The sequence below is a fragment of the Bacillus sp. GBSW19 genome (assembly GCF_002998655.1).
Classification (GTDB): Bacteria; Bacillota; Bacilli; order Bacillales; family Bacillaceae; genus Bacillus.
The window spans coordinates 482,083-508,048 of sequence record NZ_PVRF01000002.1 but is presented as its reverse complement, the minus strand read 5'-3'; the positions used below and the strand labels follow the sequence as shown (position 1 = coordinate 508,048).

At 42.8% G+C, this 25,966-nt stretch carries 25 protein-coding genes; 9 read left to right on the top strand and 16 right to left on the bottom strand.

Annotated features, from left to right (window positions below):
* Positions 1–70 precede the first annotated feature (70 nt).
* Positions 71–1,390 carry a UDP-glucose dehydrogenase family protein gene (locus C6344_RS12320; RefSeq protein ID WP_066031633.1) on the top strand — a complete coding sequence of 440 codons (1,320 nt, stop codon included), beginning with the start codon at positions 71–73 and terminating at the stop codon, positions 1,388–1,390.
* Between the two features lie 35 nt (positions 1,391–1,425).
* Here C6344_RS12320 and chrA read toward each other — a convergent pair whose 3' ends face one another.
* The 5 genes from chrA to alsS all read right to left on the bottom strand — a co-directional run bounded on the left by chrA (position 1,426) and on the right by alsS (position 5,693).
* Positions 1,426–1,959, bottom strand: a complete 534-nt coding sequence (gene chrA, locus C6344_RS12315) for a chromate efflux transporter ChrA (RefSeq protein ID WP_060597737.1) — start codon at positions 1,957–1,959, stop codon at positions 1,426–1,428.
* The gene (gene chrB / locus C6344_RS12310; RefSeq protein ID WP_060597464.1) at positions 1,959–2,549 is read right to left on the bottom strand and encodes a chromate efflux transporter ChrB; all 591 of its coding nucleotides are present in this window, start codon (positions 2,547–2,549) and stop codon (positions 1,959–1,961) included. Before chrB ends, chrA begins: the two co-directional genes overlap by 1 nt.
* A gap of 7 nt (positions 2,550–2,556) precedes the next feature.
* Positions 2,557–3,033, bottom strand: a complete 477-nt coding sequence (gene chrS / locus C6344_RS12305) for a chromate efflux transcriptional regulator ChrS (protein ID WP_106036452.1) — start codon at positions 3,031–3,033, stop codon at positions 2,557–2,559.
* Between the two features lie 153 nt (positions 3,034–3,186).
* Complete coding sequence (gene budA, locus C6344_RS12300; protein WP_106072971.1) at positions 3,187–3,957, bottom strand: acetolactate decarboxylase; 771 nt, start codon at positions 3,955–3,957, stop codon at positions 3,187–3,189.
* A gap of 35 nt (positions 3,958–3,992) precedes the next feature.
* On the bottom strand, positions 3,993–5,693 hold the full coding sequence (alsS, locus tag C6344_RS12295) for an acetolactate synthase AlsS (RefSeq protein ID WP_060597461.1): 1,701 nt from the start codon (positions 5,691–5,693) through the stop codon (positions 3,993–3,995).
* Between the two features lie 150 nt (positions 5,694–5,843).
* On the opposite strand from alsS, the gene alsR reads away from it, so the two are divergent.
* The gene (gene alsR, locus C6344_RS12290) at positions 5,844–6,740 is read left to right on the top strand and encodes an acetoin biosynthesis transcriptional regulator AlsR (protein WP_060597460.1); all 897 of its coding nucleotides are present in this window, start codon (positions 5,844–5,846) and stop codon (positions 6,738–6,740) included.
* A 66-nt stretch (positions 6,741–6,806) separates the two neighbouring features.
* On the top strand, positions 6,807–7,409 hold the full coding sequence (locus C6344_RS12285) for a flavin reductase family protein (RefSeq protein ID WP_375567733.1): 603 nt from the start codon (positions 6,807–6,809) through the stop codon (positions 7,407–7,409).
* Between the two features lie 37 nt (positions 7,410–7,446).
* On the opposite strand, the gene rbsB is transcribed toward C6344_RS12285, so the two are convergent.
* The 9 genes from rbsB to C6344_RS12240 all read right to left on the bottom strand — a co-directional run bounded on the left by rbsB (position 7,447) and on the right by C6344_RS12240 (position 16,898).
* Positions 7,447–8,364 carry a ribose ABC transporter substrate-binding protein RbsB gene (rbsB, locus tag C6344_RS12280; protein ID WP_095285700.1) on the bottom strand — a complete coding sequence of 306 codons (918 nt, stop codon included), beginning with the start codon at positions 8,362–8,364 and terminating at the stop codon, positions 7,447–7,449.
* Between the two features lie 13 nt (positions 8,365–8,377).
* On the bottom strand, positions 8,378–9,331 hold the full coding sequence (gene rbsC, locus C6344_RS12275) for a ribose ABC transporter permease RbsC (protein WP_003215300.1): 954 nt from the start codon (positions 9,329–9,331) through the stop codon (positions 8,378–8,380).
* Between the two features lies 1 nt (position 9,332).
* Entirely contained in the window at positions 9,333–10,814 is a 1,482-nt protein-coding gene (locus tag C6344_RS12270) for a sugar ABC transporter ATP-binding protein (RefSeq protein ID WP_106036455.1), read from the bottom strand.
* 15 nt (positions 10,815–10,829) lie between these two features.
* Complete coding sequence (rbsD, locus tag C6344_RS12265; protein WP_060597455.1) at positions 10,830–11,222, bottom strand: D-ribose pyranase; 393 nt, start codon at positions 11,220–11,222, stop codon at positions 10,830–10,832.
* Complete coding sequence (gene rbsK, locus C6344_RS12260; protein ID WP_060597453.1) at positions 11,219–12,097, bottom strand: ribokinase; 879 nt, start codon at positions 12,095–12,097, stop codon at positions 11,219–11,221. The genes rbsD and rbsK overlap by 4 nt, the downstream gene beginning before the upstream one ends.
* Positions 12,094–13,080: a LacI family DNA-binding transcriptional regulator gene (locus tag C6344_RS12255; protein WP_060597451.1), complete on the bottom strand. Its 987-nt coding sequence runs from the start codon at positions 13,078–13,080 to the stop codon at positions 12,094–12,096. The genes rbsK and C6344_RS12255 overlap by 4 nt, the downstream gene beginning before the upstream one ends.
* Before the next feature lie 117 nt (positions 13,081–13,197).
* Positions 13,198–14,340, bottom strand: a complete 1,143-nt coding sequence (locus tag C6344_RS12250) for a Ger(x)C family spore germination protein (RefSeq protein ID WP_066031636.1) — start codon at positions 14,338–14,340, stop codon at positions 13,198–13,200.
* Entirely contained in the window at positions 14,330–15,427 is a 1,098-nt protein-coding gene (locus C6344_RS12245) for a GerAB/ArcD/ProY family transporter (protein WP_060597449.1), read from the bottom strand. The genes C6344_RS12250 and C6344_RS12245 overlap by 11 nt, the downstream gene beginning before the upstream one ends.
* A complete protein-coding gene (locus tag C6344_RS12240; RefSeq protein WP_066031637.1) occupies positions 15,417–16,898 on the bottom strand; it encodes a spore germination protein in 1,482 nt (493 codons plus the stop codon). Before C6344_RS12240 ends, C6344_RS12245 begins: the two co-directional genes overlap by 11 nt.
* A gap of 747 nt (positions 16,899–17,645) precedes the next feature.
* Here C6344_RS12240 and pgsB point away from each other — a divergent pair.
* From pgsB to C6344_RS12220, 5 genes are all read left to right on the top strand, one after another.
* On the top strand, positions 17,646–18,827 hold the full coding sequence (gene pgsB / locus C6344_RS12235; RefSeq protein ID WP_034660210.1) for a poly-gamma-glutamate synthase PgsB: 1,182 nt from the start codon (positions 17,646–17,648) through the stop codon (positions 18,825–18,827).
* A gap of 15 nt (positions 18,828–18,842) precedes the next feature.
* On the top strand, positions 18,843–19,292 hold the full coding sequence (gene pgsC, locus C6344_RS12230) for a poly-gamma-glutamate biosynthesis protein PgsC (RefSeq protein ID WP_012011488.1): 450 nt from the start codon (positions 18,843–18,845) through the stop codon (positions 19,290–19,292).
* An 18-nt stretch (positions 19,293–19,310) separates the two neighbouring features.
* On the top strand, positions 19,311–20,477 hold the full coding sequence (locus tag C6344_RS12225) for a CapA family protein (RefSeq protein ID WP_034660209.1): 1,167 nt from the start codon (positions 19,311–19,313) through the stop codon (positions 20,475–20,477).
* Positions 20,474–20,644 (top strand): extrachromosomal elements maintenance protein EdmS, encoded by a 171-nt coding sequence (gene edmS, locus C6344_RS18870; protein WP_003213661.1) that lies wholly within the window; start codon positions 20,474–20,476, stop codon positions 20,642–20,644. Before C6344_RS12225 ends, edmS begins: the two co-directional genes overlap by 4 nt.
* A gap of 106 nt (positions 20,645–20,750) precedes the next feature.
* Positions 20,751–21,974 carry a C40 family peptidase gene (locus C6344_RS12220; protein WP_060597445.1) on the top strand — a complete coding sequence of 408 codons (1,224 nt, stop codon included), beginning with the start codon at positions 20,751–20,753 and terminating at the stop codon, positions 21,972–21,974.
* Between the two features lie 56 nt (positions 21,975–22,030).
* Here C6344_RS12220 and C6344_RS12215 read toward each other — a convergent pair whose 3' ends face one another.
* Complete coding sequence (locus C6344_RS12215) at positions 22,031–22,912, bottom strand: Cof-type HAD-IIB family hydrolase (protein ID WP_189313026.1); 882 nt, start codon at positions 22,910–22,912, stop codon at positions 22,031–22,033.
* Positions 22,913–23,314: 402 nt separating this feature from the next.
* Positions 23,315–24,280, bottom strand: a complete 966-nt coding sequence (locus tag C6344_RS12205; protein ID WP_106072969.1) for an LCP family protein — start codon at positions 24,278–24,280, stop codon at positions 23,315–23,317.
* A 272-nt stretch (positions 24,281–24,552) separates the two neighbouring features.
* On the opposite strand from C6344_RS12205, the gene C6344_RS12200 reads away from it, so the two are divergent.
* The gene (locus C6344_RS12200) at positions 24,553–25,917 is read left to right on the top strand and encodes a sugar porter family MFS transporter (protein WP_106072968.1); all 1,365 of its coding nucleotides are present in this window, start codon (positions 24,553–24,555) and stop codon (positions 25,915–25,917) included.
* The last annotated feature ends 49 nt before the right edge of the window (positions 25,918–25,966 follow it).

Sequence of the window (25,966 nt, the reverse complement as noted above, 5' to 3'; positions counted from 1 at the left end):
TGAATGGAACGAAAGCTCCCGGCATACGATGTCATTACAAGCATAAGGCGTATGGGGAGCTGATGGTGTCATGAATATTGCAATTGCAGGCTGTGGATATGTGGGGCTGGTCACAGGTGTGTGTTTAGCGGAGGCAGGGCACAATGTGGCGTGTATTGATATTGACCGGAAAAAGGTCATGCAGCTGAAACAAGGACATCCACCAATGTATGAGCCAGGATTAAAAGAATTGCTGAAACGCAATCTTGAGCAAGGACGAATTCAATTTTACATAAATGGAGCGGCAGCCTACCCGCGGGCTGATGTGTTAATGATTGCGGTCGGCACCCCGCAGCAGGCAGACGGCCAAGCTGATTTACAGTATGTGTTTCGGGCTGCAAAGGAGATGGGCACAAAAGCGAAATCAGGTGCGGTTCTTGTGGTGAAAAGTACGGTGCCTGTCGGAACGGGTGATCAAATCGATCAGATGATACATCAAGAATTAGGACGGAATGAGCCGTTATCTATTGCATCTAACCCAGAATTTTTACGGGAAGGCTCTGCCATTTCAGATACTTTGAGGGCAGATCGGCTTGTCATTGGGGCTGAAACAAAAGCCGTATTAGACCAGCTAGAGGAGATGTATGCTGATTTCCACCTGCCAGTGGTCAAAACAGACCGAAAAAGTGCCGAAATGATCAAGTATGCATCAAATGCTTTTCTTGCGACTAAAATCAGCTTTATGAATGAGATTGCTTCCATTTGTGAAAAAACAGGTGCTGATGTTGAATGGGTTGCGCGGGGAATGGGGCTCGATCAGCGGATCGGTTCTTCGTTTCTCAAGGCGGGGATTGGCTACGGAGGTTCTTGTTTTCCAAAGGATACAAATGCACTTGTCCAAATCGCAGGGCATGTGTCCCACGATTTTGAGCTGCTAAAGGCTGTCATTAAAGTAAACAATGAGCAGCGAGCTGGTTTTATCCGAAGCATTCAGGAGAGACTGGGGGCAAATCTTGAAGGGAAGCGAATTGCGCTTCTTGGCCTGTCCTTTAAACCGAATACAGACGATATGAGGGAGGCGCCGTCGGTTCCGATCGCTCATGAACTCCATCAATTAGGCGCGGAGCTTGTGGCTTATGATCCTGTTGCTACACGTCATGCCGCTCGTGAACTGCCGGATCAAGTCTTGTTTGCTCAAACGATTGAAGAAGCGATAAAGGATGTCCATGCAGTTTGTATATTAACAGAGTGGACGGAGATTCAGACGTTTCCGCTCACGTCCTACAAGGAATGGATGAGACAGCCGCTTATTTTTGATGGGCGAAACTGTCACACGCTTGAAGCGGCAGAACAAGCAGGGATCGAGTATCATTCGATTGGGCGCAGACCGGTTTCTCCAATTTATATGTAAAAGAAAACCGATAACAGGCCATGTTATCGGTTTTTTTAATGCGGCAGAATGAATCCGCCATATAAAAAGGCAGCCACAATGAGAAAGGCGGGGTGCATTTTGAATTTGGTCATAAAGAAAAAGGAGATCGCGGCAATGGCGAATGATTGCGTCCAGCCGATGGCTTTCACTGCATCTCCGCCGATTTCCCATGTTAATAAAAGCATCATCATCGCAATGACGGGCTGTACGGATAAGGTCATGCCTTTTACGACAGGGGATTGGCGAAAGCGGTCAATCAACTTGAGCAATAAAATCAATCCAATGGCTGATGGCAGTACAGTTGCAAGCAGTGCCACGATAAAGCCCGGCCAGCCCATGACGTCATAGCCTACATATGCCGCGATCTTCGTAGCAATTGGTCCTGGCAGTGCATTGGCTAATGCAAGCATATTGGAGAACCCTTCGTTCGTCATCCAATGAAAATGATTGACGATTTCTTCATAATTGAGCGGGATGGATGCAGGCCCTCCGCCATATCCTAATAGATTGGACAAGAAGAATGCCCAGAATAAAAAGAGAATCAGCATCATGAAGACACTCCTTTCTCTTTATTTGTTCGATTCCAGCGTTGTTTCAGTTTGAAATGAAAGGCGCCATAGAATAAAAAGATGATGACAATGATTCCTGGATGAATGGACAGCACCTGCAGTCCGATAAAGGCAAGAAGGAATAGAGCGATACCGAAGATCATTCCGAAGCCTTTCATCGTTTTTTGTCCAAACTCGTATGCCATGATCCCGAGCAGGACGGCAATAACTGGTGTCACGGCGCCAATCATATTTTGAATGATTTGTGAGGAGCTTAAGACGCTGACAAGTGTGACGAGTGCCACCATGGCGAGACATGTTGGGAAAATATGAGCAGCTGTTGCGACAATTGCGCCGGATACGCCCTTCAATCGATAGCCGAGATATGCCGACATTTTGGTCGCGATCGGACCTGGTAATGCATTGGCGATGGCGAGTGTTTCTCCAAACTCGTCATCATTGATCCATTGATATTTCACCACCGCTTCATGGCGAATGAGCGGTATGACGGAAGGGCCTCCGCCAAAACCGAGAATACCGGTTCGCACCATAGCGATGATGAGTTCAATATATGATTGCAAGTGCTTCAACTCCTGTCTACAATTTCATGCCCATTCGGCTTTTGTATCGTTTAATGAGCATTTGGCAGTCCACACTCACGACGCCTTCTAGCGGGTATAGCTTTTTTGTCAGGAATGCCTCCATTTCCTGTTCATTTTGAAAAATGCCATGCATATGCAGCTTGCTTGGCCCTGTCATGTGATAAAGGCTTGTGACAGCTGTTTCCTGCTCAAGTTGAAGGGCTACTGCTTCTAAAAATTTCGGTTCCACTTCTACATTAAAGAAGACAGAGACGTGAATGCCGATCTTAGCAGGGTTAATCACAGTGGTGAATCGTTCAATGACGCCTGCTTCAATCAGCTGCTGAATGCGGGCTTGCACAGCTACACGTGAAAGACCGACTTGTTTCCCGAGATCTGTATAGGACATACGCCCGTCCTCGTGTAATAGGGATAAAATTTGTTTATCCCTTTCATCTAATGTTAGGTTCGGAATGCTATAGTCGTTTGACACCGTATAACCACCTTTCTTCTGTTGGTATTTTATCATATTTCATTACGAATAGAATGAATGAATTTAAATTTACTAACGAAATGAAATATCATGGAGTGATAAATAATCTTTTTGCATAAAAAGACACCCCGGAATCAACGGGGTGTCTTCATTTTATTGATCTGGGCTGCTTTCCGCACTGGCAATTTGTTGTGCAAGGTCAGCTCGATCAATGTCTGCTTGGAAGAATTCCTGCGTATTTGGCAGATGTAAATTCATATGACGTTTTTGAGAAATGCGGATGGTCACTTGATCAACGGTGTAATCAAATACGTGTCCGCCGACACTTCGATCATCATCAATGAAATGAAGATGATATCCACTCACCGCAATACCATGTGCGTACTGCGGTGTACGGAAACCAGCGATCGTTCCTTGAATATCCTCGAAATCGAAAATAGGCTGTGCCTTGACTGCTTCCACCATCGGAACGTAAGGTTTTTCCTGTTTTTCGACCGTACGTGTTTGAACCTTTTTGAATGATCCATCAATGCGGATCGCATAAAAAACATTCTTACTAGGTAAAATGCGGTCGATTTCTTCTTCTAGCTCTTTGGACGTCATGGTTGCATCAATTCGATGAACGATATCTGTTTCAAAGAATGCTAGAGAGCAGAATGGTGAATAGTCTTGATCGGTAACCGGTGTCGCTGTTCCATCCGAGCGCAGTCGATAAAATGCGCCGTCAAAGCCGATCAGCTCTCCATCTAATTGATTGAATGTACCAATGCCGAAATCACCGTGCTTGGGAATATGTGCAAGGGAGAAATCTCCATCATATACGGCTTCCAGTAAAGAGGTCATCGTCGATACTTGATAAACCTCTTGCTGTTTGTCATGTTGTCTTGTGTCGTTCTGTTGATTCATTGGGTGCATCATACCCATATCCGCTCACTCCTTTGATGTAATGTATGGACATCTTATCTGACGTTCAATGTGTGTTTTTCACGAAAGACTTCTGGCCATTTTTGACTGGCGAGGTCTGGGTTGTCTTGATAGTCAATCGGAATATCAATAATAACGGGTCCTTCTATGTTTATACCCTTTTGAAGGACAGTTGAAAGCTCTTCAGGTGAGTTAACCCGTAATCCAGTCGCTCCAAAGCTTTCCGCATATTTCACTAAGTCGATCTGTCCGAATTCAACGCAGGATGTGCGGTCATATTTCATTTCCTGCTGAAACGCCACCATGTCGTATGTGCTGTCATTCCAAACAAGGTGAACGAGATTTGTTTTCATGCGGACGGCTGTTTCAAGCTCCATTGCAGAGAAGAGAAAACCGCCATCACCTGAGACCGAAATGATCTTTTCATCTGGATTCAGTATGGAAGCCGCAATTGCCCATGGTAAGGCGACGCCTAATGTTTGCATTCCGTTGCTCACCAGGAATGTGTTCGGCTCATAGACGCGGAAGTGACGCGACATCCAAATCGCGTGAGATCCGATATCACACGTGACCTTCGTGTCATCAGGAATCAGGCGTCTTAATGTATGAATGACATTCAGCGGGTGAGATAGATGACTGTCTCTTTCTGGTGCTTTTTCAATGTCGCTTAACAGCTCCTGTAATTCAGTGACTAAATCAATTTGTTCTTTGCATAGAGAAAGTGGAACACTGTCATGGGCTAGATGTTTAACGGTTTCAGCTATATTGCCTACAAGCTCAAGCGCTGGCTCATAAAAATGATCAATATCTGCCTGCATGTCATCCACATGGATGATCTGGCGCTGCTGCGGCTGAATATTCCAATGCTTCGGATCATATTCGATTGGATCAAAGCCGATGGTCAAAAGGACATCTGCTTGTTCAATGAGTAGATCCCCCGGCTGATTCCGGAATAAGCCGATTCTGCCTACATATTGAGACTCAAGCTCTCTTGAGAGAACGCCGGCTCCTTGGTACGTTTCGACAAATGGAATCCCAAGTGTTTTCAATAATGTTCTAGTGGCGTTTGCAGCAGCTGGACGACTTGCTTTCATTCCCACAATCGCAACAGGTAAGTGTGCATTTTGAATTTTGGCGATGGCCGAACTGATGAGAGCATCCGGTGCAGGACCTAGTTCTGGAGAAGGGTGAGCAGACACTGGTGTTTGTGTGGTATGTTCTGTCACGACATCTTGTGGAAAGCTGATAAATGCTGCTCCAGCCTGCCCCTTTTGTGCCGCGCGAAAAGCATTTGTTAAGGCTTCAGGTATATTATGAACGTCTTGTACTTCAACACTGTATTTTGTGACTGGTTTGAATAATGCCGCATTGTCGAGTGATTGATGTGTTCGTTTCAGCCGATCCGCACGAATGACGTTTCCAGCGATTGCGACAACAGGGTCACCTTCTGTATTGGCTGTTAATAGACCTGTTGCTAAATTAGATGCGCCAGGACCTGATGTGACGAGACAAACACCTGGTTTGCCGGTTAAGCGGCCGACAGCGGCTGCCATAAAGGCTGCATTTTGTTCGTGTCTGCATAGGACAAGTTCTGGACCTCTGTCTTTTAATACATCAAATACGGCATCAATTTTTGCACCTGGAATCGCAAAAACATGGGTCACACCTTGAGCAATCAGCGTATCGACAATCAATTCTGCTCCTCGTCTTGTTAGGGGTTGTGCTTGAGAATTCATTTACCCCGCACTCCTTTCGGCAAGTAAAATTTTTTATGAAAATATATTTTCATGATATGATTTACTATACATTTCAAAAAGAAAATTTTCCAATATATGTTTAACGTGGTTTTAATATGTTTCACGAATAAGTGCGCGAGGAGTGAAAGGATGGAACTGAGACATTTGCAGTATTTTGTCACAGTAGCGGAGGAGCTGCATTTTGGCAGAGCAGCCGCACGGTTGAATATGACACAGCCTCCACTTAGTCAGCAAATTAAGCAGTTTGAAGAAGAATTGGGGTTTCCTTTGTTTCACCGGTCGAAGCGAGTGGTGGAGTTAACAGCTGCTGGAAAGGTCTTTTTACATGAGGTGCGTGGTGTGCTGCAGCAGCTTGATAAAGCCGTTGATCATGCACGGCATACAGCAAGAGGAGAGCTGGGGAAAATCATCATAGGGTTTGTTGGAACAGCGACGTATGATATTCTGCCGCCAGTTGTACGCGAATTCAGAGAGCTGTATCCCTCTGTCAGTATTGAGCTGAAGCAGCTTTCTGTTCCGCAGCAGCTAGGGGCGCTTTTAAATGGGGAGATTGATATCGGTTTTTTACATCCTACATCTCCGCATGAAGAACTTGTCAGCCGTTTGATGAAGCAAAGTGAATGTATTTTTGCGATTCCGAAAAATCATCCGCTGGCGAAAAAAGAGGCGGTCACGATCGAAGATATCCGGCATGAACCGATCATTTCTTTATCAAAGGAATCATGGCCGTCCCTTTATCAACACTTTGTCCTGCTATGTGAAAAGTACGGATTTTCTCCGAATATTGTGCAGGAAGCAGCGGAATATCAAATGGTTATTGGCCTTGTCACAGCTGGTATCGGTATTGCGGTCATTCCAAAATCAGCCCGGCGTTTATTTAATCTAGATGTTGTATATCGGTCCATTGAAGGTGAACAGCTTCTGGCGGAATGGACGATTTCCTATAGACGAGAGAATCATAATCCTGCTTTATTTCATCTTGTCCACCATATCCTGCATCGCACCGAGCCGGAATCAGAGGCATAGAAAAAAGGGGTATGGTATGATGTCGATACACCAAAAGGAGGCGTGTCTGAATTGATTACGTTGCAAATGGATCAGCTATCAAGAAAAGAAGCATATAAATTATTATCGGGCTCTATTGTTCCACGACCGATTGCGTTTATTACAAGTCTGTCTAAAGATGATGTCGTCAATGCCGCACCATTTAGTTTCTTTAATGTCATCAGCGGACACCCGCCGCTCCTCGCAGTTTCTATCGGACGACGCGAAGGTCAGATGAAAGATACAGCGCAGCATATGATTGACAGGGGAGAATTTGTGGTCCATGTGAGTGATGAAGCGATAATAGAAGATATAAACGAAACAGCTGCTACGCTGCCACAGGAAGAGAGTGAGCTGGATCGAACCGGTCTTCATCAAGTAAAGAGCCATGTCGTGTCAGTGCCGGGAATTCAGGAAGCACGTATTCGCTTTGAATGTCAGCTTGAAAAGCATCTTACCTTTCAAAATGATGAAGGAGAGATCACGGTCGATCATATCATTGGCCGGGTTGTGTGTGCGCATTTAGATGAGGATGTGTATGATGCAGAAAAAGGATATGTTTCGACTCATGAACTAAAGCCAGTCGCCCGTTTAGCGGGAAATGATTACGCCCATTTAGGGACGTCATTTGTGTTGAAAAGACCGGAATAATAGGAAAAACCCCCGAGAGCTATCGGGGGTTTTGTGTTTATTTTTTCTGTTCTAGTTTCAGTGGAGCTGCGATGTTCTTTTCTACTTTTTTCCCTTTTAGGACGTCGTTTGCAGCGCCGACTGCCAGTTTCCCGATCAGCTCTGGCTGCTGGGCGACTGTGGCAGATAGTTTTCCTGCTTTGATCGAGTTGAGTGCATCTTCGTTTCCGTCAAAGCCAACGACGAGAATGTCTTTTCCAGAGCTTTGAATCGCCTCTAGAGCGCCAAGTGCCATTTCATCATTATGGGCAAAAACGGCTTTGATGTCAGGGTTTCCTTGAAGGAGGTTTTCCATGACATTCAGTCCTTTTGTCCGGTCGAAGTCAGCCGCTTGTTTTGCTGTCACTTTTAGATCTTTATCCGCTATTTGATGGAATCCTTTTCCGCGCTCACGTGTAGCGGAAGCGCCTGGTACACCTTCTAGTTCAGCGACTTTTGCTCCTTTACCGACCTTGTCGATGATAAAGTTAGCTGCCATTTCGCCGCCTTTGACGTTATCTGAGGCGACCAGTGCTTCTACTTTTCCGCTTTCTGCTGAACGGTCTAATGTGATGACAGGAATATCTGAAGCATTCGCTGATTCGACAGCGGTTGAGATAGCAGATGAATCCGCTGGGTTGATGAGTAATGCGTCAACCCCTTGCTGAATTAAATCTTCTACGTCACTGGTTTGTTTAGCTGAATCATTTTGTGCATCTGCAATGACCACTTCGATGCCAAGCTTTTTCGCTTCTTTCGTCACACCATTTTTGAGAGAAACGAAAAATGGATTATTTAAGGTCGAGATCGAGAGCCCGATTTTGATGTCTTTTTTCTTTCCATCTTTTGTTGATTTGGCCCACTCTGGCGGTTCTAGCGAGCAGGCAGAAAGCATGAATAATGAGAGAGTCAGAATGAGAATGAGATATTTTTTCATAGCAGCTGCCTCCTTAAGCAGATTTCTTTCTGTCTAGTAGGACTGCAATCAAGATGACAATCCCTTTCACAACAGATTGATAGAATGATGATACACCAAGTAAGTTCATACCATTGTTCAAGACACCGATGATGAGCACCCCGATCAGTGTGCCGACAATTCGCCCTCTTCCGCCAGACAGGCTTGTCCCGCCAAGTACAACAGCAGCAATCGCATCAAGCTCATAGGATGTGCCAGCTGTTGGCTGAGCTGAGTTTAGGCGAGAGGTCAAAATGGCACCCGCTAAAGCAGACATGAAACCTGCCAGTGAATAGATCATAATTTTTACGCGCGGTACTTTGATTCCTGAAATGAGCGCAGCTTTTTCATTTCCGCCGATGGCATACGTTCTTCTGCCGAAAGGTGTTTTATGAAGCAGCACCCAAAGTACGATAAAGGTGAGAAGCATCGTGATTGCTGGAACAGGAATGCCTAAGAAATACCCGCGGCCGAATAACTGAAAGGCATAGTTAGAACCGAGTCCTGTAATCGGGTTTCCGTCTGTATAAACAAGTGTTAATCCTCTAAAAATGGTCATCGTGGCAAGTGTTGCGATAAAAGGAGCCATTTTTCCTTTTGTAATTAAAAGACCGTTGACCATCCCAAGAATAGCGCCGATGATACAGCCAACGATAATAGCTAAAATCGGGTCCATACCAGACACGATAAATCCGGCAGTCAGAGCACTAGAAAGTGCTAAAATGGCACCGACAGACAAATCAATTCCTCCGGTTAAAATAACAAACGTCATTCCAAAGGCAATGAGGGCATTAATGGAGATTTGTCTCAGTAAGTTTAAGATGTTTAATGGCTCTAAAAAGGCTGGGTTTAAAATAGAAACAATTGCGACAAGGATGATGAGTCCTAAGAATGGCCCAAGCTTTTGCATGATGTTGTCAAATCGTCCATTTGAAGTAAGTGGTTTCATGTTACTTCCCTCCTGTAGCTAGTGTCATAATTCGTTCTTGTGTTGCGTCTGATTTATTTAATTCTCCGCTGATGGTTCCTTCATGAATGACAAGCACTCGATCGCTCATCCCTAGAATTTCTGGGAGCTCAGAGGAGACCATTAAAATGGCAACACCTCGATCAGTCAGTTCATTCATTAACTGGTAGATTTCTCGTTTCGCTCCGACATCGACACCTCTTGTCGGTTCATCTAAAATTAAGACCTTCGGCTGGATGCCGATCCATTTGGCGATGACGACTTTTTGCTGATTTCCACCAGAGAGACTTCGAGCAGAAATTTCAGAGGAAGCCGTTTTAATTGTCAGTCTTTTGATGAGCAGGTCGACAAAATCCTGTTCGTTTTTCTTATCAATCAGTCCTTTTGGAGAGAAGCTTTCTAAGTTTGGCAGTCCAATGTTTTCTCGGATGGATGCATCCAGCATGAGTCCTTCATCTTTGCGATCCTCTGTGATAAAGCCGATACCGAGCTTGACGGCATCACTTGGTTTTTTAATGACAGCCTTTTTCCCATGGACCCAGATTTCACCTTGATCAAGAGGATCAAGACCAAACAGCGACCGCATCATTTCGGTTCTGCCAGCGCCCATTAAGCCTGCAACACCGACGATTTCTCCAGCTTTGACTGAGAAACTGATATCATGGAATTGTCCTTTTCTTGTCGCTTGCTTCACCTCAAGGACAATATCTCCTAGAGAAGGCAATCTCTCAGGGTATCGATCTGTTAATTCGCGGCCGACCATTTTTTTGACGACCTCATGGAAATTCGTTTCAGGTATGGCTTTCGTATCGACTGTTTTCCCATCGCGCATGATTGTAATCCGGTCACAGATCGCAAAGATTTCCTCCATACGGTGAGAAATATAGACAATGGATACGCCTTCTTTTTTGAGAGATTCAATGACCTGAAAGAGCTTTTCAATCTCACGGTCTGTTAGAGCTGCTGTTGGCTCATCCATGATGATCACCTTCGCATCAGTCATTAATGCCTTTGCAATCTCAATCATCTGTTTTTGTCCAACAGAGCAGCTGCCTGCCTCTTGATCAAGCGAGAGGTTCACAGACAATCGGTCCAGCTGGCTTTGGGCAAGAACCTTCATTTTCTTTGTGTCTAGCAATCCAAACTTCGTATAGATTTCTTTCCCGATGAATAGGTTTTCCAAGACGGTCATATCCGGCCATATGTTGAGCTCCTGATGAATAAAGGCGATGCCGTGTTGTTCCGCTTCCTTCGGATTTTTGAAAGCGGTTTCTTTTCCGTCGATTTGAATCGTTCCTTGATCTAATGAATAAAGACCTGTGAGCAGGTTCATTAAAGTTGATTTTCCCGCGCCATTTTCGCCCATGAGCGCGTGGACCTCACCTGTGACGAGGTCAAAGGAGACCCCGGAAAGAACGGTGTTTTTTCCAAAGGCCTTATGGATGTTATGCATCTCAATGTTCATATCTGGCTCCTCCTTTTAAAAGATGACACCGGCATGAAGAATGCAGTTTGCGTATGGGGTGGCTTCACCCGTGCGAATGACTGCTTTTGCCTGCTTGGTCATGTTTTTGAACGTCTCGTGGTCTACATCATGTAATGGCTGTGAGAACGCTTTCTTTAGAAATAGATGATCTCGCTCATTGGCTTCTTTGATTTCACTAGCCACAGTAATGTGTTCAACCGCCATTTCCTGAAGAAGGAGAGAGGTGACCTCCTGAAAGGACGGTGTGCCGATTGATAACGCCAGGTCGATTTTGACTGGACCTTCTGGAATAGGAAGACCGCAGTCTGCGATGACGATTGTATCTGTATGACCAAGGTCAGCAAGTACCTTGGCGATATGACTGTTTAAGATGCCGTTTTTTTTCATTTCTTTTTCTCCAGTTCTTCTCTTGTTGGCATGCCGCCTTGTGCACCGAACTTTGTGACAGACATTGATGCTGCAAGGTTGGCATAGGCAAGTGCGTCATAGAGAGATTTGCCCTCTGTTAAGGCTACAGCCAAGGCTCCGTTAAAGGTATCGCCTGCTCCTGTTGTATCAACTGCTTCAACAGGAAAGCCTGGAACTAGCACTTCTTTCAATCCGTCAAAAAATCGAACCCCATTTTTCCCTTCTGTGATGAGTAATTTGTTAGGGTATTGACGCAAGGCGTCTTCAATTGGGAGTCCATCAAACATGAGAACAGCTTCGTGCTCATTCGGTGTAATATAGGCAGCCTGGTCTAAAACCTGCTGCGATACTTTGCGGGCAGGTGCAGGGTTTAAAATCACAGGGATTTCTTTGTCGCTGCAAATGGAGCAGACAGCTTCGACTGTTTCTTCAGGTATTTCCTGCTGAACGAGAACTATCCCAATATCATCTATTGTAGAAAGTGCCTCTCTAACATAGTCAGGAGTGACCTCGTCATTTGCTCCTTTGACCACGACAATGCTGTTATCACCTTCTGCTAAAATGATATGAGCGGTGCCGCTTTCCATTTCGGTAACCGGTTTCATATATGGGGTGCGGACCCCTTGATCTTGTAGATTGCTGACAATATCCTGACCATAAGCATCATCACCGACTCGGCCGACCATGTATACATCTGCACCGAGTCTGGCACTTGCGACTGCTTGATTGGCGCCTTTTCCCCCTGGGACGGTTTTAAATGATTCGCCTAACACCGTTTCACCGGCATTTGGCCGTTTATCCGATGTGACGACTAAATCCATAGAACAGCTTCCTACTACGACAATATGACTCATTGTGAATCCACCTTTCTTGTGGTCTCTCGTTCAATAAAAGAGACGGGCATTTGGATAACTGGTTGATCTATAGGTTGTTTCTGAATCGCTTTGATTAACAGCTGTGCCGCTTCTTTTCCCATCTCATAGGCAGGCTGCCTAATCGTAGATAAGGAAGGGAAGAGCAGCTCGCTTTGCGGAATATCATCAAACCCAATGATTTGAACATCATCTGGAATGGCTTTTCCGATCCGAAGCGCTTCGTGTATGACCGCTGTTGCGACGATGTCATTGCTGGCAATGATGCCATCTGTTTCAGGGTACAGCTGGAAAAGAGCCTTGGCGCTCTTGCGGGCTTCTTGAAAGGAAAATGAAGCATTAGACATCACATGAAAGTCGACTCCTTTTTCCGTCAGTACATCGAGTGCGCCCTTGAATCGCTGCCTCGCTGTTTGAAGGTGGGCAGGTCCTTTTAGCAGTGTGATCTGCCGGCTGCCGCGTCTGATTAATTCCATTGCGGCCATTTTCCCGCCAGCTGCTGCATCTGCAAACACAGAAGGTGCATGTGGAACGGTTCGATCTAAGAACACAACCGGTAATTCATCATCATTGTATATATCTGATTCAGGTTCGTTTGTGACAGCGATGACACCGACCACTTGATTTTGTTTAAAGGTTTGTAAATAGGCCATTTCCTTCTCTCGATCTTCATCACTGTTTCCGAATAATAATCGAAAACCATGCGCATGAATTTCGTCCTCAACGCCTCTAGCGAGCTGAGGGAAGAAGGGATTCGTAATATCAGGTAAAATCAAACCGATTAAGCGTGATTCTCTTTTGAAAAGGGATCTAGCCACTTCATTGGGAAAGTAGTTCAGCTCCTGCATCGCTTGTGTCACGCGGGTTTTTGTATCTGTATGGACATATCCAGTATCGTTAAGCACGCGTGAAACAGTGGCAACAGACACTTGTGCAGCTTTTGCAACATCTTTAATTGTAGCCAATGGAGTGCCTCCCTTCGTCAATGTGTAACCGTTTACACAAATAGGTTATCACGAAAGCTTTTAAATGACAATCTTAAAAAAATAAAAAAATAAAAGAAAGATGCTATCTTCCTTTTATTAACTAGTAATCCCTGTTTCTGTAATATTCACTTTGATTTTTGGGATGATTTTTACATTTGGATAATCAGTTTTCCAATTCATTTTTACATATTCATCATAATTTTTAACGCGATACTTTCTTCCAAGACTTAACACGTCGGAGTTTGATTTCTGCAAAACAGAGATTACTTTTTCTGCTTCCTTTGTGAAAATAGCTGATAATCGTTTGTTTAGTTCATCGATCTTTTTCGTACTATCTAAATTGTCTTTCGGATATTCAACGACAGCTGTTTTGAATTCGAAATCTAGCCCAATTGTCACGTTTCGATGATCAGAATTGAGAATACGAATATCTCGTTTTAAGTCGGTGACTTGGATGGTAATATAGTTATTTCCCTTCAACTCCATATCATTTCTGATCTTTTTAGTGAAATTTGCATATTTCCCGATTTTATTATTCATGAGATTGAGAAGCATGGCATCTTGACCATAAAGCTCACCAGTTTTTTTCTCATTATCGAATAAAGCCACACCTGCTACTTTGATTAGTTGTTTAGACTGATCAAATACAATTAAAGGCAGGGTAAAGTCTTCTCCTGTTTGGAGCATCTTTGAGCGTATGCTTTGAATATTTCCAGCGGTCACTTGTGAACCTCTTGAGGCAGTTGTAATGAGATTGTTTAAATAGTCACTGACAATGAGCTGTTCTTTTAGTAATTTGTTGATCACATCAATGCTTGAACCGCCTTTCACAACGGCTAAATTGGCAAGCAAAGGACTTTTCGGATCGCGATAGAACATGTCTAAGTAGGGAAGAAGTTGATTTTGAGAGAATTCATCACCGATCAGTAAAATCCTCATTTTTGACATATCAATCTTTTGGTCAACCATTCGGCCGAAGTCTGTTCCCGCTTTACGTAAAGTTGGAGCATTGGTTGTCAGTACAGTGGTTGAATAAGTACCTGAACTTCCTTGCTGCATACTTTGAGACTGTTGTACTTTTCGGTAGGTAATCGATACTTTTGCGTTATCATCTTCCCCTTGATCAATGGCGGAAGTAAGGACAAGGGAGATGTTTTTTAATAGGTTTTGATCCCAGCAGCCAGGCATCATGGTGAGAGACACGCACATGAGGAGAGTCAGGACATATTTATGACGCATGTGATTTCACCTTCTTTTTACGTTGTTTGATAAAGATAACGATCGCCATGAATGCTGGAAGTGTGTAAATGAACGAATACTGAGCAATCGTTGTAAAATCATTGAAACGCTGAATGCGAAAGTTATCGACTGCCAAAAAACAGCTAGACGCATATATCAGAATGGCGAAACAATAAACATATTTTTTGTGATCCTTTTTCTTCAGTAAACTGGAAATGCCATTTGCACAAAAGTACAGATAGTTACTCAATGTGGCAAGAATAATAAACACCCAGAAGCTAAGAAAAATTAAATCTGTCCGCTCAATGATACCGAAGGAAATGGTTTTTAATAAGTAAAGAACAGGGTTGGGAATCACATCAAGCTCAATTGGACTAAAAAACATAAAACAAATCAATGTAATAAATAGGTAGTAAAGCGTCGTGCATATATTTGAAATGGTCATGATTTTATACCGTTCCTTAATAGTGCCTTTCATAAAGGGAGAAAGAATAAGGATCATCTCAAATCCATTCATCGATAGGACGACGTCCTTCAGCCCAAGCTGAAACTGAGAAATGTCTGTTTGAAAAAAAGGCATCAGATAATCGATATTGGTCCCTTTTAATGAATAGAACATCAGCAAGGAAAGCAAAAGGAGAAGGGGAGTTAAGATAAAGTTAAACCTGACAATGGCTGTAATTTGCTCCTTCGCAATATAAACAATGGAAGTAATGAGTAATAGATTGATGACCCAGTTTGGCGTCAGCGGCAGAACCCACATACCAATAATTCTGGTGAAAATGGATAAAACGACAATACAGACGGAGGCAAAATACAGTATATACAGTGCAATCAGTAATTTCCCAATCCATTGACCAAATACATCAATTAATGCTTGGAAGAATGATGTTTCTGGATATTTATGAATGATGTAAATGAAAATTGTATTGATGATTTGGATAAAAAAACAGGCGACAATGATCGCCATCCAGCCATCGTGTCCCATGTCTTTCATCAAAAAGTGGGGGAGCGATAAAATACCGACACCAATTTGAGATTGAATGAGAAAAAAGACAGCTTGAGGTGGAGATATTTTATTTTTCATTTTTCTTTTTCCATCCTCTCAAATGTTCAATTTGCTTTTTCTTTTGCGGATTTAAATAAACAGGGCGATTTTTGTACATCCACATTGGGAGGCGAATTACAGTATCTTTTAAATCCTGCCAGTTAAATGGAGTAACAGGTGATAAGTATGGTACCCCTAGTGATTCAAGGCGGCATAAATTCATGAGAATGATGGATAATCCAAATGAAATGCCAATAAAACCAAACATTGATGCCATGAACATGAGCGGGAAACGCAGCATCCTAATGGTGGCCGTCATTTCAAATGATGGAAGGACAAAGGAAGCGACAGCGGTCACGGCGACCACGATGACAAGAACATTTGAGATGAGTCCTGCTTGTACAACAGCATCCCCAATGACCAAACCACCTACGATACCAATGGTTTGACCAATTGGTCTAGGTAGACGCACCCCTGCCTCACGAATGAGTTCAATGGTGATTTCCATTAGCATCGCTTCTATCAAAGGAGGAAATGGGATACCGATAATTGAATTTTTCATCGTTATGGCTAATTCATCTGGGACGACCTCATAATGAAAGCCAATGACAGCGATATAAAAAGATGGCAAAATGACTGCGATGATACAGGCAAGATAGCGGAGAACACGGATAAACGTAGCCGGAATCCAGCGGCTATTATAATCATCAGGTGATTGAAAGAAGCTAAAGAAGGTGACAGGAAGAATGATAGCCATCGGACTGCCATCCATCATCACCACAATTCGCCCTTCAAGGATTGCAGATCTCACCTTATCAGGGCGCTCTGTATCAATAAGCTGCGGGAAAATAGAAAATGAATCATCCTCAATCGCCTCAACAATAGAGCCAGGACTTAGCAGCGTGTCTACTTTAATAGAAGAAATCCGTTTGTTTACCTCTTCTACCTTTTCTTGATTAGCGATATCAGATATATAAACAGTCGCAAGCTTTGTTTCAGATTTTGTACCAATCTTATGATACTGAATGGCGAGCTTTCGATCATTTAAATGCGAACGCAGTAAGTAGATGTTGGTATCAAGACTTTCAACAAATCCGTCATGTGCTCCAGCAATAATACTTTCAGATGAAGGTTCAGAAATAGAGCGCAGCGGCGGCTGACCGACAGAAAACAATTTGATCTGTGAGGAATTTTCATCAAGAAACGCAATGCTTCCAGCAATAATACTGTCTGTAATCAGCGTCAAGTCACCAGTTTCGAGTGTACTGAGAGATTTCGTATATTCCTGCTTTCCAGGAGGTCCTAACAAGTTGCCGATAATGAAATCATTTAATTTGCCTTCATCTACTCTTGTTTTAATAAAAAACAGGACAGATTTCGTTTCATTCACCATTAACTCTCGGTATTCAAAATCCCCGCTTTGCTGAAATGTTTTTTTCAGAATCCGGATTTTTTCCTCGAAGCTGCCTGATAAAAAATGCAACCGTGTTTGCTCATTGCTGTTTGGCATCTTTAGCCTCCTCTCACAGATTTTTTAACCTTAGTGTAAGCGGAGAAGCTGATTTTATTCGTCATCTTTGGGGAAAGCATGACATGAATTGACAACTTTCAACTAAAATCATATTAAAAATGTTAAGAAATGATGAATCTTGATAAAAACAAATGAATAATGTTTCATTGTTTAGGTCATAAGGAGCGAATATCGTAAAAAGCAGGTATTCCGAAATGATCAATAGTTTACATCTTATCCCAATTTTTTGTGACCCGAAAATAAGCATATGACTTGATTTTTTTAGAGGTGACCTTTGTCATAGGTCAACGCGTAGCATTCTGACCGATGAGGATGACTTTCTAACCTGTTCCTTCAAAAATCGAAAACATTCCAAAGCACGCACTATTCATTTAAAGCGCTGATATGACTGATGTTATAGAGTTTAAAGGGCTTTAAAACATTGATTCAAAATACATCTTAATAATTGTCAAAAAATTTAGGGAGAAAAGGACAAAAGATTTTCCGATGCTTGATGGTAACGCTTTCTCTTGATTGAAGCTGAAATTCATACCAATTTTTGTCCGCCTTTTGGCCTTTTCATTTAAAGAAGAGCTAGGCAAATCCGCCTTCTGATTAGAGGAATTTGGCATACGAGGAAGTGAAAGATTATGTTACATAATACCGATTGTGATTTTATGCTGAACATATATACTGTTGATTGAATTTACATATCACACTCATAAAAAAAGGAGATGTAGATAAGCGATGTGGTTAATCGTTATAGCCTGTGTCATCATGTTAGGGATTGGCTTTATTGAAAAGAAGCGTCACCAGAAAAATATCGATGCCTTGCCGGTGCGCGTCAATATTAATGGTATTCGCGGAAAGTCTACCGTTACAAGATTGACAACCGGTATCTTAATGGAGGCAGGTTATAAAACTGTCGGCAAAACAACGGGAACAGATGCAAGAATGATTTATTGGGATACGCCAGAGGAGAAACCGATTAAAAGGAAACCGCAAGGACCAAATATCGGTGAGCAGAAGGAAGTTATGAGAGAAACCGTTGAAAGAGGAGCAAATGCCATCGTCAGTGAATGTATGGCAGTAAATCCAGATTACCAAATTATCTTTCAGGAAGAGCTGCTTCAAGCGAATATTGGCGTGATCGTAAACGTTCTTGAAGATCATATGGACGTAATGGGGCCGACACTTGATGAAATAGCAGAAGCCTTTACAGCGACAATTCCTTACAATGGACACTTGGTTATTACGGATAGTGAATATACGGAATTCTTTAAAGAGATTGCGAAAAAACGCAACACAGAAGTCATTGTTGCAGATAATTCCAAGATTTCTGATGAGTATTTACGGAAATTTGAGTACATGGTCTTCCCAGATAATGCCTCACTTGCACTTGGTGTTGCACAGGCATTAGGAATTGATGAAGATACGGCATTCAGAGGAATGTTAAATGCGCCACCTGATCCAGGAGCGATGAGAATTCTTCCATTAATGGACGCGAAAACACCTGGACACTTTGTAAATGGTTTTGCGGCAAATGACGCATCATCTACATTGAACATTTGGAAGCGTGTGAAAGAGATTGGATATCCAACAGATGAACCGATTATTATCATGAACTGCCGTGCGGATCGTGTAGATAGAACGATCCAGTTTGCGGAAGATGTACTTCCTTATATTGAAGCAAGTGATCTTGTCTTGATTGGTGAAACAACAGATCCAATTGTGAAGGCATATGAGGATGGGAAAATTCCGGCTGACCACTTACACAACCTTGAATATCAATCTACAGAAGAAATTATGAATATGCTTGAGAAAAAGCTTCATAATCGAGTGGTTTATGGAGTCGGCAATATTCATGGTGCCGCTGAACCGTTAATCGAAAAAATTCAAGAATACAAAATTAAGCAGCTTGTCAGCTAGGAGGAAATATAGAAAATGTTCGGATCAGATCTTTATATCTCGTTAATTTTAGGTGTTCTACTTAGTTTAATCTTTGCAGAAAAAACAGGAATCGTACCAGCTGGACTTGTTGTCCCAGGTTATCTGGCGCTTGTATTTAACCAGCCAGTCTTTATTTTAGTCGTCTTATCTGTCAGCTTGCTTACGTATGTCATCGTTCGCTTTGGTCTATCGAAATTTATGATTTTATACGGACGCAGAAAGTTTGCTGCGATGCTAATTACAGGGATCGCCTTAAAGCTTGTATTTGATTTCTTCTATCCAGTGGTTCCATTTGAAATAGCAGAATTCCGCGGAATCGGTATTATCGTTCCTGGATTGATTGCAAATACGATTCAAAAGCAGGGTCTTACGATTACCCTTGGAAGCACGTTACTTCTAAGTGGTGCAACATTTGCCATCATGTATGTTTACTATCTATTTTAAGATAAGGTGTGTCCAATGATGAATAAAAAATTGAGCTTTCAGGAAAAGCTGCTGAAAATCACAAAGAACCAAAAGAAAAAGACGAATAAACACGTACTGATTGCTTTACCGATCGTCATTGCTTGTACATTTCTATTTACGTTTATCGGGAAAGCACAAGTGCCAACTGTACAAAAGAATCCAGAAAACATCCTGACCGCTTCGTTTGTCGGTGACATTATGTTTGGAAGAAACGTAGAGAAAGTAACAGACCGCTATGGAAAACAGCATCTCTTTCGTTACGCCAAGCCATATTTTGATGTGTCAGATTATGTGACTGGTAACTTTGAGCATCCAGTCGCATCAGATAAAGAACAAGCGGCACAAAAGAATATTCATTTGAAAACAGACGAAGATTCTGTCAAAGCGTTGAAGGATTTGAATTTCTCTGTATTAAATTTTGCAAATAACCATGCGGCAGACTATGGTGAAAAAGGGCTGAACAACACGATTGATGCCTTTGAACATGCTGGCATGGATTATACAGGCGCAGGCCGTAACCTTCAGGATGCGAAGCAGAACATTTCGTACAAAGAAGTAAATGGTGTCAAAATCGCTACACTTGGTTTTACTGATGTGTATGGGAAAGATTTTAAAGCAACGAATCGCCAGGCGGGTATCTTGCCAGCCGATCCATCTATCTTTATTCCGATGATCTCGCAGGCTGCTGAAAAGGCAGATATCGTCGTTGTTCATGCTCACTGGGGACAGGAGTACAACAATGAGGTAAACGATAGACAAAGAGAATTGGCAAGAGCGATGTCAAAAGCTGGTGCTGATATCATTATCGGTGCTCATCCGCACGTTCTTGAGCCAATGGAAGTCTATAACGGCACGGCGATCTTCTATAGCTTAGGGAACTTTATTTTTGACCAAGGCTGGTCAAGAACACGTGATTCTGCACTTGTTCAGTATCATCTGAATGAAGATGGAAAAGCGACATTTGAAGTTGTCCCAATGTATATCAAGGAAGCAACACCTGCTCCGGTTAAAGCAGGATCTTTTGAATCAAAATCCATTATCCGTATGCTGACAAATGGTACGAATGCGGATTGGAAAGAAAAAGACGGACACATTTTCTTTGAAGTAGATCACGCTGATAAAGTTAAACACTTAAAAGAAAACGGAGGGAAAGAGAAGAAATGAAATTCCTAAAAGCAAGCTGGCCGTTTGTTGCGTTAATTTTAGTCTTTGTCTTTATGTCTGCTTTTAAATTTAGTGACAGCCTCACAGATCATGAAAAACAAAAGATCTCGGTTGAAATGCAGAAAATCGAACAGCAAAAGCAATCAAAAACGGAAGCAAGTAAATAATTTTAAAGAGCATAGAGGGCGCGCATTGCGTGCTCTTTTTTGTCGAAAAAAGGTGTAAAATGAAAGGTGTCATGCCGAAACTATAGAAGAAAGGAGGGGAAAGATCATGAAATGGAAAGGAATGTTGATTGGTGGGTGTGTGCTCGTAGGGCTGATGTTCATGTCTCAATCAGAAGTATCTGCTCAAACAGCGTCTCCTTTGGAGCAAGCGGAAAAGCTGATTGGAACACCTTATCATAAAGGAGGAACCGATCCAAAAACGGGCTTTGACGCATCTGGGTTTATTCAATATGCGTACAAGACATCAGGAGCATTTGATTTGCCGCGGAAGGTGATCGACCAGTATCAGATTGGGGAAAAGGTATCATGGGACAAAGCCCGGCCCGGTGACCTTGTATATTTCCGCAGCCTTGAAGAAACAAAGGATATCCCGACGCATGTGGCGCTGTACGCTGGTAACGATCAGGTCATCCACATCACGCTCAGTCAGGGTGTGGTGAAAACAGATGTCAGCAAAAGCAAATACTGGACGGACCGATTTTATGCAGTCAAACGACTGCCCGGCACACCAGAAATCTCTGATGACCGTCTTGTGAAAGATGCGATGAAATATGTAGGTATTCCTTATGTATTTGGTGCAGCAGACCCTAAGGTTGGCTTTGATTGTTCAGGCTTTTTACAATATTTATTTGAAAAATCACTAGGGATTTATTTACCTCGAAGTGCTGAACAGCAGTGGATGGTTGGAGAAAAAGTGGCATTAGATGATATACGTCCTGGGGATTTTGTCTTTTTTAGCAACACATATAAGCCAGGCATTTCTCATGTAGGGATGTATATTGGGGGCGATCGTTTTATTCATGCGAGCCGTTCGGAAAGTGTCACGATTTCTTATTTGTCTGAATCGTATTGGCGCGAGAAATGGACAGGTGCGAAACGATTAACGGACCTGAAATTATCAAAAGAAGATCCGGTTGTCTCAAAAGCCGCTACGTATATTGGTGAAGTTCCTTATGTCAAAGGCGGGACGAATCCAGAAGAGGGATTTGACACAGCAGGGTTCACACAGTACGTGTATCGAGAAGTGCTTGGTATTGATCTGCCTCGCTATGCGTCAGGTCAAGTCAAGACAGGTACGCCTGTGAAACGTTCGGAGCTGAAGCCGGGAGATCTCGTTTTCTTTAGTGGAACGTCATTGATGCCGGCGATTTATGCAGGGTCAAATCAAGTCATTCATGTCACCGTCTCAAATGGTGTCGTGCTTACGAATATGAAAACAAGTACGTACTGGAAGAATAAGTATGAGACGGCTGTTAGAATCAAAAAATAAAGAAAAAGCCCGATCCACGCTCGTATCGGACTTCTAGACTTCTCTCTAGGCGCTGATCAGACTAGCGTCTTTTTTTCGTGGAATTGATTTTGTAAAAGCAGATCAATAAAGTAAGCAACACCGTCTTCATGATTGCCTTTTGTGATGAAGGTGCTCTTTTCTTTAATAACATCTACGGCATTCCCCATTGCAATGCGGTGGCCTGCTTCCTCAAACATGGATAGATCGTTGGGGCTGTCGCCAATCGCATAAATATGTGAGCGGTCTACGCCATAATGAGCTGCGAGCTTTTTGAGAACATGTCCTTTCCCAGACTCTTTTGGCAGTACCTCAATGATATGTTTTCCAGAAGAGGTCAATGAAAGCTCAGGCATTTCCGCGAGAAGATCTCGTGCTTCCTGTAGCTTGTTCATATCAAATGAGAAGCAGAGTAATTTATAGGTCGCTTCATTCGACTCAAAAATCTGGCGAATATCATCTACTGGTTTGATGCCAAATTGTTTGAATTGAGTCATCGCTCCTTCCCATAAATCAGCTACATCCTCATTTGGGTTCGCACTTTTGATGACATCAAATTCTGCTTTCAGCTTCTCTTTTCCATCAAAAGGAGAGAGGAGCGCATCGTCCGTATAGACCTCAAAGTAAATGTTTCGTTCCACTAATGCCTTAGCCGCTCGTTTTCCTGCTTCTTGGTCAAGTGTGATACGGCTGAAAAGTTCGTATCCTTCGGTATGAACGGTTCCGCCGTTTGCTGCAATAATGGGGATGTCCAAATTGCCAAGCAGTTCCTTTACATCAAAAGTCGCCCGCCCTGTACAGATGGTGACAATATATCCCGCTTCCTTCGCACGAATCAATGCCTCCCGGTTTTGAGCAGATATTTCACTTTTTGTATTTAAAAGTGTACCGTCTAAATCAATCGCAATCATTTTTTTCATCGCTGTCAAATCCTCCTTCATGCATGCAATAGCCTCTTCAAAGTATGTACGATTTCCTTCATTCTCATGAGCAATAGGATGGTTGTTCCTCTCTATCAAGGCTAAACAAAAATGACCGAATGATCAAGGGAATAAGCCAAAGGGTTAAAATCTACATCAACGTCAACAAGTAGAAAAGCGCCCCCTTAGGGACGCTTTCAGCGTGTAGACAAACCCTTGCATTCTTTGTCAGTCCTGCGCGCTGGTGCTCACGAATATCAAATTCGCTCCGCGCCAGTGCTCGTCCTTCCTAGAATTCAAAGGTTTTCAATCACGCTGAAAAGAAGACAAAGAGCTAAAATAAAAACCATTTTAGCCCTTTGTCAACAAACAGAAAGCGCCCCCCTTAGGGACGCTTTCTGTTTATGATAATTCAAGCTGCTTCTTCAATTCAGTCTTCACTTCGTTTAGCTGGTTTTGATCCAATTGGTAATAATAAACCCCGTTTGGCTGGTAATCAGAGCCTTTAAGCTGAATGGTATCGACCGATTTCAATGACGTCAGAAGCGGGAACAGCCCGACTAGCTCTTTCATTGAAAGATTGGTTGAGACATTCTCACCAAGTGTATCAATGATATTGTCATATGACGGAATAGACGTTAACGATTTTGATTTATCAAAAATGGCTTTTAATACTTCCATTTGACGCTGTCCGCGCATTAAATCACTATCTGCCTTTCTTGTTCTCACATATGCGAGAGCTTGATCACCGTCTAGTGTATGAGTTCCTGTTTGAAGCTGTACCTTGCCCTTTGTATCTTTTAGAACCTGTTTGACCACATATTCATCCTTGACGTTAATAGAGACTCCGTTTAGTTCATTGACGATCTCTTTAAATGCTGTGAAATTACTTTGGATCACAAAATCAACCGGAATATCTAGTAAATCTTCGACTGTACTTAAGGTTAAATCTGCACCACCAAATGCGTGTGCATGTGTAATTTTGTCATAGCCATGCCCTGGAATATTCACATATGAGTCCCTTGGAATGCTTAATAATTTTACGGTTTTATTTGTACGATTGACGGTTGCTAAGACCATCGCATCGCTTCGTGCTTGTTTCACTGTTTCGCCCGGTCTGCTGTCAATGCCAAGCAGCAAGACAGAAAAGCTGTCTTTCCCAGGATCGAATGCTTCAATCCGTTTCACAGATTGTGCACCGCGATCCAGAGATACTTGCGCCTTTTTGGCAGCATTTGTCACTTTGTAGTAGGCATAGCCTGTGACAGAAGCGGTTGTCAGTAAAAGAATACCGACTATAAATAGAGTGACTTTCACCCATGGCTTTAAACGCTTTTTTCCTTTGCGTTTGCTTCTTGATTGATCCATATATTTTAAACCCTCGCTATGATTTTTATAGTAAAGATGTCCTTCTTCTTGCTTACAAACTAAAACAAATATACCTTAAAACGGGATATAGTGCGACATTTTTTTCACTAACGCTTAATTGACGTTTCCTTATCGTAAAAAGTTTCAATGATACTTCAAATGAAATATATTTGTCATAAAACATTGAAATGTTTGAAATGACAGGAAGTGAGGAAAATGATTTTCCATAGAGAAACATCCAGTACATACAGAACAAAAGAGGGGTTATGAACATGAAAAATCGGAATGGATGGCTTTATTTCTTCGGCGCACTTGGCGGCGCCTTATATGGCTATGATACAGGTGTCATTTCTGGCGCCATCTTATTTATGAAAGAGGATTTAGGGTTAAACGCGTTTACAGAGGGACTAGTTGTCAGCTCGATTTTAATCGGAGCGATGCTCGGTTCCTCTCTTTCTGGAAAGCTGACAGATCAATTTGGGCGGAAAAAAGCCATCATCGCCGCAGCAATTTTGTTTATTATCGGCGGATTTGGTACAGCCCTTGCTCCGAATACGGAAGTGATGGTCTTATTCCGAATTGTACTAGGGCTTGCTGTCGGGTGCTCAACAACGATTGTTCCATTATATTTATCTGAACTTGCTCCAAAGGAATCGCGAGGAGCATTGTCCTCATTAAACCAACTCATGATCACATTTGGTATTCTACTAGCCTATATTGTGAATTACGCTTTAGCGGATGCAGAAGCATGGCGCCTGATGCTTGGAATTGCGGTCGTACCTTCTGTGCTTTTATTATGTGGGATTTTATTTATGCCGGAAAGTCCCCGCTGGCTGTTTGTCCATGGACAGGCAGACCGTGCAAAAGAGATATTATCTAAACTCAGAAAGAGTAAGCAAGAAGTTGAAGAAGAAATTTCTGATATTCAACAGGCGGAAAGTGAAGAAAAAGGCGGTTTTAAGGAATTATTTGAGCCATGGGTACGTCCAGCATTAATCGCTGGTGTCGGTCTTGCCTTTCTGCAGCAGTTTATCGGTACCAATACGATTATTTACTATGCACCAAAAACATTCACAAGCGTTGGCTTTGGTAATTCAGCGGCAATTTTAGGAACCGTCGGAATTGGGGCAGTGAATGTAGTCATGACGTTTGTGGCGATTAAAATCATTGACCGTGTAGGGCGTAAAGCGCTGCTCTTATTTGGAAATTCTGGCATGGTCCTAAGTTTAATTGTCCTGTCAGTGGTCAATCGATTTTTCGAGGGGTCAACAGCTGCAGGATGGACAACCATTATTTGTTTAGGACTCTTCATCGTCATCTTTGCTGTCAGCTGGGGTCCTGTCGTTTGGGTAATGCTTCCAGAGCTGTTCCCAGTACATGTTCGAGGAATCGGGACAGGCGTCTCTACTTTCCTCCTTCATACAGGGAATTTAATCATCTCGCTTACATTCCCAGCTCTATTAAGCGCGATGGGTATCAGTAATCTTTTCCTCATTTACGCGGTCATCGGCGTAGGCGCCTTCTTGTTTGTGAAATATATGGTGACTGAAACGAAAGGGAAAAGTCTTGAAGAAATTGAAGAAGATTTAAAAAAGAGGAACCGTGCCGTCACAGGTGAGGAAGGAAAAACGGTGTGAACAACGACCAGCTGCCCGCATGCAGCTGGTTTTTCTTTGTTAAACAAAC